Source organism: Streptomyces sp. NPDC017520 (genome assembly GCF_044329855.1).
Taxonomy (GTDB): Bacteria; Actinomycetota; Actinomycetes; order Streptomycetales; family Streptomycetaceae; genus Streptomyces.
The window spans coordinates 245,726-256,598 of the sequence record NZ_JBIRKB010000006.1; the positions used below are offsets into that span (position 1 = coordinate 245,726).

Below are 10,873 nucleotides of genomic sequence, written 5' to 3' on the forward strand. Positions count from 1 at the left end.
TCAGCGACGAGGGGAACGCATGTTCCTCTTGCCATGCACAAGATTCTGCGCAGACTGTGGACAACTTGGGTCCGCCTGGGGGTGGAGGGCCCCTGTTCCGCCCGGAATCCGGCTCATCCCGCTCATCCGGCTCATCCGGCTCAGGTGAGGGACATCGTGCGAGCGACGACGATCCCGACGGTGGCCAGCAGGACGAGCGCGCACACACCGGCCTGCACCGCCGTACGCCGCCCGCGCGGGGCGTGGACCATGCCGATGGCGATGACGACCCCCGCGATCAGACCGCCGACGTGCGCCTCCCAGGCGATGCCGCCCCAGGTGAAGGTGAAGACCATGTTGATCGCCAGCAGCACCAGCACCGGCCGCATGTCGTAGTTCATCCGGCGCATCAGCACGGCGGTGGCGCCGAAGAGACCGTAGACCGCACCGGAAGCGCCCAGAGACCCCTGGTTGGGCGCGGCGATCAGATACGTGAGGGCGCTGCCCGCAAGACCGGACAGCAGATAGAGCGCGAGATAGCGGGAGCGGCCGAGCGCGGCCTCCAGCTGTCCGCCGAGCCACCACAGCCCCAGCATGTTGAACCCGATGTGCACCACTTCCTGGTGCAGGAACATCGAGGTCACCAGGCGGTACCACTGCCCCTCGGCGACGCCCGTGGCGGGAACCAGCATCGGTGCCGGGTCCCAACGGCCGACCAGCGTCAGATCGCCCACCAGCGCGGGACGGACAGAGACCAGGAGGAAGACGGCCAGATTGATGCCGAGGAGGATCTTGGTGACCAGGCGCGGATCGGCGGCCACCGACCCGCCCGCCAGGGTCCGAGGCCGACTGGCCGCCGGGTGGTGCCCGGTGCCCGAGCCTTGACGTACGCAATCGGGGCACTGGAAGCCGACCGAGGCGCTGACCATGCACTCGGGACAGATGGGCCGCCCGCAGCGCGTGCAGCTGATGCCGGTCTCGCGGTCGGGGTGGCGGTAGCAGGCCGGCGTCGGCGCCCCGCTTCCCGCGGCGGCGGCACGGTCCCCCGGCGGCTGCTGGTCCATCGGTCCTGGCCTGCCTCTCGGTCCTCGTCGCTCGGCGGCGCGAACAGGGCCGCCCCGCTGGTCCGCTATGTATCAGTACGGACGGGCGGGGCGGTTGGTTCCCGCGAGGGTATCCGGCGGGAAGCGGAAGCGGTCGTCAGCGGGTCTCGACGACCACGGACTCGATCACCACGTCCTCCAGCGGACGGTCGGTACGCGGATTGGTCGGGGTGGCCGCGATGGCGTCGACGACCTTGCGGCCCGCCTCACCGGACACCTCGCCGAAGATGGTGTGCTTGCCGGTCAGCCAGGCGGTGGGGGACACGGTCAGGAAGAACTGCGAGCCGTTCGTCCCCGGGCCCGCGTTCGCCATGGCCAGCAGATACGGCTGCGTGAAGCCCAGCTCCGGGTGGAACTCGTCGGCGAACTTGTAACCGGGGCCGCCGGTGCCGTTGCCCAGCGGATCGCCGCCCTGGATCATGAAACCGCTGATGACGCGGTGGAAGACCGTGCCGTCGTACAGCCGGTCCGTGGATTTCTCCCCGGTCTCCGGGTTGACCCACTCGCGCTGCCCGGTGGCCAGCTCGACGAAGTTCCGGACCGTCTTGGGGGCATGGTTCGGCAGAAGCCGAATCTCGATGTCGCCCCGATTGGTCTTCAAGGTGGCGTAAAGCTGCTCGGCCACGGTCTGCCTTCCTTCGTCCTTCACCTGACGTCACATCCATCGCTGACGTCCGCCGATCCTCCCACGGACCGGGAAACGTGCGGCCGGATGCCGGACGAAACGGCGCGTTAGGCACCGAACCATGGCATTGTCGTCGGCACACTTCACATGAACCGTTTTGGCCGCGAAGGGCGCTCATGACCCGGATGCCCGTCCCGCATGCCGGGCGTGGACCCAACAGGCATGATTTCGAACTGGGCGGACAGGCGGAGTACCTACCCGCCACCAAGGAGGAGGATCTCGTGACCCGCATCGACAGCGTGCGCGCCGCAACCGACTCGGCGAAGGACAGCGCGCAGCACGCCGCGGAAGTGGTGGCGCCCTACGCCGACACAGCCAAGAAGCAGGCGGCCCACTACGCGCACGAGGCTCGTACGCAACTCGCGCCGAAGGTGACGAAGGCCGCCCAGCAGGCGCGTGTCCAGTACGCGTCCCACCTCGCACCTCGCCTCGAACAGGCTCGTACGCACGTGCCGCCCAGGGTCGACGAGGCCGCGCACCGCGCCGCGGTCTCCACCCGTAAGGCCGCACGGAGCGCCGCCGACTACACCGCCCCCCGCGTCGAGCACGCCCGGTCGATGGCCCTGCCCGTCGCCGAGCAGGCTTCCGCCCGCAGCGCGGCCGCCCTCGCGGCGCTGCGCACCCAGGTGACGGCCAAGGAGATCCAGAAGCTGGCCAGGAAGCACCAGCGGCGGGCCAAGGCTGGCCGGGCCGCGAAGGGGTTCCTGGTGCTGGGCGTCCTGGCCGGCGGCGCCTACGCCGCCTGGCGCTGGTGGGACAAGCAGGCCAACCCGGACTGGCTGGTCGAGCCGCCGGTCGCCACCGAGGTGGGCGACGAGCGTTCGCCGCTCAGCTCGGTCGACGGCAGCGCCCGGGCCGACCTCGACCCGGAGGTCAAGGCCAAGCAGGCCGAAGCCGAGTCGGGCGAGGGAGACACCCCCGGCCTCGACGACCGGCCCTGACCCGGGGCGCCCCGGGTTCACGCCCTGAGAGAACGGACGCGGCTGCGGCCGACCGCCCTGGCGGTCGCCGCAGCCGCTGTCCGTTCCCCGTCCCCGCCCCGCTCCGCCGAAGGACGGCGGAGCGGGCCCCGCTCACCGGCGACTAACGGCTCACGGCGAAGCGCATCAGGGCCTGCTCGTCGCCCTGCTTGATCTTCCCGGTCTCGTTGATCACCTGGAGCTTCCAGCCCGCGCCCTCGCGGATCGCCTTGGCCACGGCGACGCCGTTGTCCTGGGTGAGCATGCTCGGCCAGATGTCGGCGACCTGCTGCGTGCTGCCGCCCGTCGCGTCGTACACCTTGAAGCTGATGTTGCGCGCGTTGCTGAACGCGCTGCGCTTCTTGTACGCGGCGGCGATGAAGACGATCGCCGTGATGTTCGAAGGAATCTTGGCGAACTCGACGGTCACCGTCTCGTCATCACCGTCACCGTGCCCGGTCTGGTTGTCGCCGCTGTGCACCAGCGAGCCGTTGCCCAGCGGGTCCAGCGAGTCCAGACCCGCCAGCCGCACCGGGTCCCCGCCCTGCAACGCGATGGCGATCAGGTCGAGGTCCGTGCCGGCCTTCTGCCGGAGCTTCCCCATCAGGCCGCCGCTGCTCCCGACGGTGGGGTCCCAGGACGCCCCGATGGACAGATGGGTCACCCCACCCAGGTCGGCCGGGCCGTCTTCCTTCGTCAACGTGATCATGCCTGAGTCCTTTTGTGGCTCGACTGTTTACGTATGAAGTGTGCCTGGTACCTCCGGCACTCGGCCCCCGCGGGAAGCGCGCCGGTTCCGGATCGTACGAGATCGGGGCCAGGCAGTGCCGTCATCCCCGTCGCGCGGTCCACGTCGATCTCGCCCCTACCCACGTACTCTTCGAATGTCAAGATCATCCTGTCGACCATGTGCAGGGCCTCTCCCTGGAGCACTAGGTTTTCGGGACGGCCGGAACGGCACGCCGCCGAGCAGGGAGACGGGCGCACCATGGGGCACGAGGCACGCAAGCGGCTCGGACGAGCGTGATGCTCCTCGCGCCGTTCGGGGTGGAGACTCTGAGCGAGGTCCACGCCCCCGACCTCGCACAAGCGGCCGCACGGTACGGACCGACGTGGGCACGCGAGACCGTCGCCGACTGGTTCGGGCCGGCCGGCGCCTGCACCGGGGCCGACCGCGCGGCATGGCTCGCCTCCCTACCCGGCCTATGTGCCGCTCTGCGGAACGCTGACGGTGGCGGGGCAGCGGTGGCCACACCGCTGGCCGAAGGGGCCTGGCAAGCGACCGAGGAGCAGCTCACCGGCTGGCTGGGCGTAGGCCGGGAGCCGGAACGCCGCCCGGCCATGGAGCGGCTCGGCACCACACTCGCCCACATCGTGCAGGCACCGGCCCCCGGGCCGCCGACACGATCACCACCACCCTGCGCGGGCTGCCGGACACCGCCCTGGAATGCCTGCTTTCCGCCCTGCGCTCCGCGGCACACCACCCGGCCGCCGTACGCGACGAGGCCCCCGCAGGCGGCGCCTTCCAGTCGCTCGCCGACCACTGTCAGGCCCGGCTGACCGCAGCCGTCGCCTTCCCCGTACGAGCTGCGGACGACTGGTCCCTCGCCCCGGCCGGTACGTGCCGCTCCGGCTGCGACCTCTGCCCCGACCTGGACGCCTCCCTCGCCTCCCGCACCCGCCGGGTCATGGAATGGCCGCTCGCGAAGGACAAGCGCCGGCACATCCACAGCCGTATCGACCTGGCCGGCCTGCCCGTCTCTCACACCACCCGGCGCCAGGGCCGCCCGTACACCCTGGTCCTGACCAAGACGGAGGCGGTGTTCACCCGCGAGCGGACGGCCCGCGCCCGCGCCGAAACCGATCTGGCCTGGCTCCGGGAGAAATGGCGTGTGACGCCTCCAGCCGCCCGACGTGCTCGATGAGCCCGGACCGCTGGACAAAAACACCCCCCTGACTGCGTTTCCGCAGGTCAGGGGGGTGTAAAAGTGTGGAGCCTAGGAGATTCGAACTCCTGACATCTGCCTTGCAAAGGCAGCGCTCTACCAACTGAGCTAAGGCCCCGGGCCACAACGAATGAGGGCAACGCCCAGCACGTCCGTGCCAGGGCTACCGTCGCAGACCAGAGTACCGGGTGACCCCCGTAATCCTGCAAAAGGATAGGGACTCCCCGTGGACGACCACGCTCCGTAAGATGCTCGCAAGGTTCGCAGCAGCGAAGCCGCAGCGATGGGGAGACGCCATGGACGCAGCGCAACAAGAGGCGACGGCAAGAGCCAGAGAGCTTCAACGCAGTTGGTACGGAGAGCCGTTGGGGGCGCTCTTCCGCCGGCTGATCGATGACCTCGGCCTGAACCAGGCCCGGCTGGCCGCTGTTCTCGGGCTCTCCGCCCCGATGCTCTCCCAACTGATGAGCGGCCAGCGGGCCAAGATCGGGAATCCCGCGGTGGTCCAGCGCGTCCAGGCCCTCCAGGAGCTGGCGAGCCAGGTGGCCGACGGCAGCGTCAGCGCGGGCGAGGCCACCGACCGCATGGGGGAGATCAAGAAGTCACAGGGTGGGTCGGTCCTGACCGCCACCGGCCAGACCAGCTCCACCGGCGGCGCTCCCACCGTCCGCCGTGTGGTGCGCGAGATCCAGTCCCTGCTGCGGTCGGTCGCGGCGGCCGGCGACATCATCGACGCCGCGGACGCCCTCGCCCCGACCCACCCGGAGCTGGCAGAGTTCCTCAAGGTGTACGGAGCGGGACGCACCGCGGACGCGGTCGCGCACTACGAGGGGCACCAGAGCTAGCGGCTCCGGACCACGACGGACGACGGAGCCAGGGCACGCGCACACCGTGCGGCGCCCTGGTGCCGGCAGGGCACGGGGCCGGACACGGGCCGCGGCAGACGCCGCGGCACCACGGGAACGGGGAGCGGGCGCAACACAATGGGTGAGGTCTTCGCTGGTCGGTACGAGCTGGTCGATCCGATCGGACGGGGCGGGGTCGGCGCCGTCTGGCGCGCCTGGGACCACCGCCGCCGCAGGTACGTCGCGGCCAAGGTGCTCCAGCAGAGCGACGCGCACACGCTGCTGCGCTTCGTCCGCGAACAGGCCCTGCGCATCGAGCATCCGCACGTGCTGGCACCGGCCAGCTGGGCCGCCGACGACGACAAGGTCCTGTTCACCATGGACCTGGTGAGCGGCGGCTCGCTCGCCCATGTCATCGGCGACTACGGCCCGTTGCCCCCGCGCTTCGTCTGCCTGCTGCTGGACCAGCTGCTCTCCGGGCTCTCCACGGTGCACGCCGAAGGGGTGGTGCACCGCGACATCAAACCCGCCAACATCCTGATGGAGGCGACCGGAACGGGCCGCCCGCATCTGCGCCTCTCCGACTTCGGCATCTCGATGCGCAAGGGCGAACCCCGGCTGACCGAGACCAACTACGTGGTCGGCACGCCCGGTTACTTCGCCCCCGAGCAGATGATGGGCGCCGAACCCGACTTCCCCGCTGACCTCTTCGCGGTCGGCCTGGTCGCGCTCTATCTCCTCCAGGGCCAGAAGCCCGACTCCCAGGCGCTGGTGGAGCACTTCGCCGCGCACGGCACCCCGAGCGCGCCCAACGGCATCCCCGAGCCGCTGTGGCAGGTTCTCGCCGGGCTGCTCCAGCCGGACCCGCACGCCCGGTTCCGGACGGCGACGGGGGCCCGCAAGGCCCTGACCGCGGCGGTCGAGATGCTGCCCGAACCCGGCCCGGACGACGAGCCGGTGGAGGTGTTCGACCAGATCGGGCCGCTGCCGGCGGGGTTCGGCCCCGACGGGCCCGTGACCGCCCCTCAGCAGCCCGAGGAGCCCGCCCCCGCCCCTGCCCCCGCGGCCGCACCGGCGCCGCCGGCCGTTCCGGAGCCCGCTCGGCAGGCCTACGCACCGCCCCCCGCGTCGATGTCCGAGACGGGCAGCTTCCACCTCGCGCCCCCGCCCGGAGCCTCGCCCCCGCAGCAACCGCCTTACGCGCAGCCGGGGTTCGAGCAGCCCCAGGCCGCACCGTTCACCGCGGACGCGCCGCCCCCGTACGCCGTCGGCGCGCCGGGCCTCTCCCAGGCGCCGACCTCCGGCGTACCGCACGATCCCGTCGCCACCCGCGCCTACACCGCCCAGCAGCAACAGCCCCCGGTGCCGGCCCCGCCGGTGCAGCACACCGCTCCCCGCGCGCCCGTACGGGGAACGCGTCCGGGACCGCCCCCGAAGGTGGCGATCCCGGTGCTGGTGGTGGCGCTGATCTGCTTCGCGGTCGGCATCTGGGCCCTGACCCAGATCTGACGGCCTGCCGCCGGGCCGGCTACCAGCCCTGCGGCGGCTGGTGGCCCCCGGCCACCGGCGTACCCGCCGCCGGGGCCCCGGCGACGCGGCGGCGGGCCAGCAGCGTCCAGACACCCAGCCCGAGCAACAGCACGGACCCCGTGCCGATCCCGGCCGCGGCGACCACCGTCATCGGCCCGCTCTGCGCGGCCTCCCGGGCGTTCTTCCCCTTCCGGGCCACTTCCCGGTCCTGGTCGGTGACGCCGAAGACCCCGGCGTCACCCTCGTACGGGGACGTCTCGGCCTTGTTCTTCACCTGGACCGCCAGCTCGAACGGAATCGGCTCGGCGCCGTAGGACTCCTTGAGCTTCGGGCTGAGGGACACCGACAGGTAGTACCAGCCCGCGAAGCGCATGGCGCTGACCTGGGTCGAGGAGGCGAACCGGTTGCGGTAGGCCACCGGCGGCAGCGGTTTCAGGGACGCGGAAGCGGGCCCTCCGGAGTACGAGAGCGTGGCGTCGGAGACATGCCCCTGGGCGGGGTTGTCCAGCGACAGGGTGAGCGCGTTTCCCACGAACTCCCCGACGTCGCCGGTGCTGTTGGAGAGACCCGCGGTGGCGTGGAGCTGCTGGCCCCAGTCGACCGGCACCCGGTAGAAGCGGGTCTGTCCCGGGGCGACCGTGTCCTGCCAGCGGCCGTTCTCCAGGCTGGTGGCCTCGGAGTACCCGGACCCGCCGGACCGCTTCTGCTGCTTCCCGGTCAGCGGCTTCGCCGAGGCCGAGGGCCAGCTTTCGGGCCCGTCGGTCGGCATGGTCACCCCGCTCTTCAACCGCGGCTCCTGGAGGAAGCGCAACTCCAGGTCCCAGGCTTCGGAGTTGGACGTGTCCTTGCTCTCGCGCTCGACGAGGACGTCGTACTGGCCGCTCTCCTGGCAGGTGGAGCTGCCCTCCTTGATGGTCCGGGAGACGTACGCGGCGATGGGACGCGCGTACTCACCCGAGCCGAAGTTCGCCCGCTCCGAGCTGCACTGGGTGTTGTCGGTCTCCCGGAGGTTGACGTTGATGCCGTCGCCGTAGGCGACCTCGCCGCTGTCGCCGGGCACCGCGACCGCCGAGACGTAGGCGGCGGAGGCGTCGTCCAGCGTGACCCGGTAGTAGAGCTTCTCGCCCGGCTTGATCGTGCTGCGGTACGGGACGCCCTCGTCCAGCGTGGACGCCTCGACGTTGGTCGCCGCGCCCTGCACGTTCTTCGCGTCGGGGTCGAACGCGTACACCCCGGGACCGGCCGCGTGCGCCTGCCCCGGCAGGGCCGCCGCCGCGCACATCGCCGCGAGTGCCGCGGCCACCACCCGACCCCTGTTGCGCTGCCTCTTCACGCGCTTCCCCTCGTCGTCCTCACGCGCCGGTGCCGTCGACCGCCCGGCCGCGATGCCGGTCCATCCTGCCCCGCCCGCACCGCCGGTGTCTCCGGTCGCAGCCGTATTGCCCCTCTTGTCCGCGTTCCGGCCCTCGCCGACACCCGGCCAGGTTCACCAGAGCAATTTATGTATGTGCTCCAGTGAACTCAAGAGACGCGGGGGCCCCGGAGGCCCGGGCGTCACGCACGTACGACAAAGGGCCCGCACGCCGACGAGCGGGCCCCGAGCAGCACGAAGCCCCGGCCGCTCAGCGACCGGGGCCCGTAACAGACTGTGCCGTCTCACACACCCGAACCTGCGGGCACGGAGTCGGTCGCCTCCGTCCACAGATCCTGCTCGGCGCGATCCGCCTGGATCTGGCGGTACACGAGGAGCCCGCCGATGGCGGCCAGTGCGACCAGGAGAAGCTTCTTCACCGCGCGACCTCGTCTTTCCTTGGCGTATGGGCCTTCTGTCGCCGACTATACACACCGGCCGATACCGATCGGTTACCTGCCCGGGGGGCCCGGAGCACCCCATTCACGGCATCCGGAGAGACCTCTCGGCACCCTTTCCGACCCTCCGCGAGGGCCTGTCCACTCCGGTTGCACCATACGAGTGGTGTTCATCGGAAGATCGGCGCAGAGCGGGCGTCGCTCCTCGAAACCACGGCCCGGATCCACATGATCGGAGAAGTCAGCAACCGGACCGTCCGAAAGCGAGGGGCCATGAGCACCTTCCAGCCCAAGAACCTCTGGACCGCCTTCATCACCGCGTTCTTCGCCCTCCTGGCGTCGCTGGGCCTCGCCACCGCCACGGCGGGCGCCGCGAACGCCACGAACGCCGCGGCGCAGCCGAGCACCACGCCCCAGGAGCACACGGCAGCCACCGCGGCAACCCCGATCGTCCCCTCGGTCCGATGGACCCTTCCGCGTGACCGGGCCGTGCCGCCCACGATGAAGCAGCGCATCCGCGCCGAGGCCCACGGCTCCTCCCCGGCCACCCGTCACCTGTCGCTCGACCCCGCGGAGACCGCCCGCACGACCGGCCCGGCCGACTCCCACCACACAGCCCCGGAAGGCGACTCCCCGGCGCCACCTCCCTGATCCCGGCGTCCACCGCACTCCGGGGCCCCTGGTCCGGTTCACACCGGCCGGGGGCCCTTTCCGTGGCCCGGTCCCGTACGCCCCTGACACGGCCTGCGAGGATGCCCCCACTTCGCGGGCCCGGGCCGCGGAGTGAACAGCGGAGAGGGGACGCCGTGGCCGCGTTGGGCTTCTTCTTCATCGTCCTGCCGTGCCTGGCCATTGCGTGCTTCACCTGCTTCGCCGCGTGCCGGGCCCAACAGCACAGGGCCTACAAGTTCCTGGCGTACGTGTGCCTCTCGGCCGGCCTCGTGTGCGGGCTGACTCCGATAGCGGTGCTGCTGTACGCGTCCACGCTGTAGCCGCCCTCCGCCTCAAGGCCGGTGGCGATCGCCTCTGCTCCTCCGGCACAGTCAGATCAGCATGACCATGGACGGCTACACCCACGGGGTGGGCGACGGTGTGCGGGAGGCCGTGACGGTGCTCGCGGAACTCCTGGAAGATCCACTGATCGGCTGATGTCAGCCGTAGATGTCAAAGGCCCCCCACCGTCTCCGGTGAGGGGCCTTCGTGCTGGTGGGGCTAACAGGATTTGAACCTGTGGCCTCATCCTTATCAGGGATGCGCTCTAACCAACTGAGCTATAGCCCCGCCGCGCTGTCGCGCTGACTTCTGAAGATTAGCGCACGTCGGGGCCAGTCCCAAAATCGATACCCGACGCGCTACTCGTCCTCGGCCAGCGTGAGCTCGACGCCGCCCACGAAGCCCGCCGACAGGTTGTAGATGAAGGCGCCCAGCGTCGCCAGCGCGGTGGCCAGCACCACGTCGATCACGGCGATGACCGAGGTGAAGATGAGCACGCGCGGCAGCGACAGGAACGACTGCAGATCGAAGCCGTTGCTCTCGTTCGAGCCGGTGGCCTCGCTGATCGTGCCACCGACGGTCTCGAAGACGCCCATCGCGTCCATGACCATCCACAGCACCGCCGACGCCACCACCGTGCAGATGCCCAGCGCGATCGACAGCAGGAAGCTGACCTTCATCACCGACCACGGGTCGGCCTTGGCCACCCGCAGACGGGCCTTGCGGGTGCGCGGAGTGGTCCGCGCCCCTGTGCGTGGCTTACGCGTCGCCTGAGCGCCGCCCACGCCCTGCGCGCCGCCCAGCGTGCCGCCGGCCGGCTGTCCGGGCCCCTGATACGCCTGGGGCGGGTGGTACGGCCCCGACGGCCCCGGTGCGGGCTCACGCTCGCCGGGCAGGGGCCCGGTCGCGTAACCCTCGTACTGGGGCTGAGGCCCTCGTGTGTCCGTCACAGTGCCCCCTTGGGAGTCCGTGGCAGGGCCACGGGCACCGTTCGCTCCAGCTCCGGAAGCGGCCGAACCGGCGC

Annotated in this window: 12 protein-coding genes and 2 tRNA genes; 6 read left to right on the forward strand and 8 right to left on the reverse strand. The window is 70.9% G+C overall.

Going from position 1 to position 10,873, the window contains the following annotated elements; translation table 11 throughout:
• Positions 1–140 precede the first annotated feature (140 nt).
• Both ACH4KB_RS16875 and ACH4KB_RS16880 read right to left on the reverse strand, forming a co-directional pair.
• On the reverse strand, positions 141–1,043 hold the full coding sequence (locus tag ACH4KB_RS16875) for a rhomboid family intramembrane serine protease (RefSeq protein ID WP_398066710.1): 903 nt from the start codon (positions 1,041–1,043) through the stop codon (positions 141–143).
• A 136-nt stretch (positions 1,044–1,179) separates the two neighbouring features.
• Positions 1,180–1,707 (reverse strand): peptidylprolyl isomerase, encoded by a 528-nt coding sequence (locus ACH4KB_RS16880; RefSeq protein ID WP_050359820.1) that lies wholly within the window; start codon positions 1,705–1,707, stop codon positions 1,180–1,182.
• A gap of 281 nt (positions 1,708–1,988) precedes the next feature.
• Between ACH4KB_RS16880 and ACH4KB_RS16885 the strand changes: the two genes are divergently transcribed.
• Positions 1,989–2,708, forward strand: a complete 720-nt coding sequence (locus ACH4KB_RS16885; RefSeq protein ID WP_398066711.1) for a DUF5324 family protein — start codon at positions 1,989–1,991, stop codon at positions 2,706–2,708.
• A gap of 142 nt (positions 2,709–2,850) precedes the next feature.
• Here ACH4KB_RS16885 and ACH4KB_RS16890 read toward each other — a convergent pair whose 3' ends face one another.
• Complete coding sequence (locus ACH4KB_RS16890; protein ID WP_215103583.1) at positions 2,851–3,435, reverse strand: TerD family protein; 585 nt, start codon at positions 3,433–3,435, stop codon at positions 2,851–2,853.
• Positions 3,436–4,414: 979 nt separating this feature from the next.
• Here ACH4KB_RS16890 and ACH4KB_RS16895 point away from each other — a divergent pair.
• A complete protein-coding gene (locus ACH4KB_RS16895) occupies positions 4,415–4,651 on the forward strand; it encodes a hypothetical protein (RefSeq protein ID WP_398066712.1) in 237 nt (78 codons plus the stop codon).
• Between the two features lie 66 nt (positions 4,652–4,717).
• Here ACH4KB_RS16895 and ACH4KB_RS16900 read toward each other — a convergent pair.
• Positions 4,718–4,790: transfer RNA gene (locus ACH4KB_RS16900), tRNA-Ala, on the reverse strand.
• A gap of 178 nt (positions 4,791–4,968) precedes the next feature.
• Between ACH4KB_RS16900 and ACH4KB_RS16905 the strand changes: the two genes are divergently transcribed.
• Together ACH4KB_RS16905 and ACH4KB_RS16910 are read left to right on the forward strand one after the other, a co-directional pair.
• Positions 4,969–5,517 carry a helix-turn-helix domain-containing protein gene (locus ACH4KB_RS16905; protein WP_398066713.1) on the forward strand — a complete coding sequence of 183 codons (549 nt, stop codon included), beginning with the start codon at positions 4,969–4,971 and terminating at the stop codon, positions 5,515–5,517.
• 138 nt (positions 5,518–5,655) lie between these two features.
• Positions 5,656–7,026 (forward strand): serine/threonine protein kinase, encoded by a 1,371-nt coding sequence (locus ACH4KB_RS16910; protein ID WP_398066714.1) that lies wholly within the window; start codon positions 5,656–5,658, stop codon positions 7,024–7,026.
• A gap of 19 nt (positions 7,027–7,045) precedes the next feature.
• Here the strand turns inward: ACH4KB_RS16910 and ACH4KB_RS16915 are convergent, their stop codons facing one another.
• Positions 7,046–8,380 (reverse strand): hypothetical protein, encoded by a 1,335-nt coding sequence (locus ACH4KB_RS16915; RefSeq protein WP_398066715.1) that lies wholly within the window; start codon positions 8,378–8,380, stop codon positions 7,046–7,048.
• A gap of 323 nt (positions 8,381–8,703) precedes the next feature.
• Positions 8,704–8,838, reverse strand: coding sequence for a DLW-39 family protein (locus ACH4KB_RS16920; protein ID WP_003958712.1), 135 nt, complete (start codon positions 8,836–8,838; stop codon positions 8,704–8,706).
• A 291-nt stretch (positions 8,839–9,129) separates the two neighbouring features.
• On the opposite strand from ACH4KB_RS16920, the gene ACH4KB_RS16925 reads away from it, so the two are divergent.
• Both ACH4KB_RS16925 and ACH4KB_RS16930 read left to right on the forward strand, forming a co-directional pair.
• Positions 9,130–9,507, forward strand: coding sequence for a DUF6344 domain-containing protein (locus tag ACH4KB_RS16925; RefSeq protein ID WP_398066716.1), 378 nt, complete (start codon positions 9,130–9,132; stop codon positions 9,505–9,507).
• Between the two features lie 155 nt (positions 9,508–9,662).
• A complete protein-coding gene (locus tag ACH4KB_RS16930; protein ID WP_398066717.1) occupies positions 9,663–9,848 on the forward strand; it encodes a hypothetical protein in 186 nt (61 codons plus the stop codon).
• A 212-nt stretch (positions 9,849–10,060) separates the two neighbouring features.
• Here ACH4KB_RS16930 and ACH4KB_RS16935 read toward each other — a convergent pair.
• Together ACH4KB_RS16935 and ACH4KB_RS16940 are read right to left on the reverse strand one after the other, a co-directional pair.
• Positions 10,061–10,137 (reverse strand) — tRNA-Ile (locus tag ACH4KB_RS16935).
• 71 nt (positions 10,138–10,208) lie between these two features.
• Positions 10,209–10,799: a DUF3566 domain-containing protein gene (locus tag ACH4KB_RS16940; protein ID WP_398066718.1), complete on the reverse strand. Its 591-nt coding sequence runs from the start codon at positions 10,797–10,799 to the stop codon at positions 10,209–10,211.
• Positions 10,800–10,873: the final 74 nt, after the last annotated feature.

Coding starts and splice junctions, on each gene's coding strand:
- ACH4KB_RS16890 (WP_215103583.1), bottom strand. CDS start 3,435: ATGATCACGTTGACGAAGGAAGACGGCCCGGCCGACCTGGGTGGGGTG.
- ACH4KB_RS16925 (WP_398066716.1), top strand. CDS start 9,130: ATGAGCACCTTCCAGCCCAAGAACCTCTGGACCGCCTTCATCACCGCG.
- ACH4KB_RS16905 (WP_398066713.1), top strand. CDS start 4,969: ATGGACGCAGCGCAACAAGAGGCGACGGCAAGAGCCAGAGAGCTTCAA.
- ACH4KB_RS16895 (WP_398066712.1), top strand. CDS start 4,415: ATGGAATGGCCGCTCGCGAAGGACAAGCGCCGGCACATCCACAGCCGT.
- ACH4KB_RS16910 (WP_398066714.1), top strand. CDS start 5,656: ATGGGTGAGGTCTTCGCTGGTCGGTACGAGCTGGTCGATCCGATCGGA.
- ACH4KB_RS16875 (WP_398066710.1), bottom strand. CDS start 1,043: ATGGACCAGCAGCCGCCGGGGGACCGTGCCGCCGCCGCGGGAAGCGGG.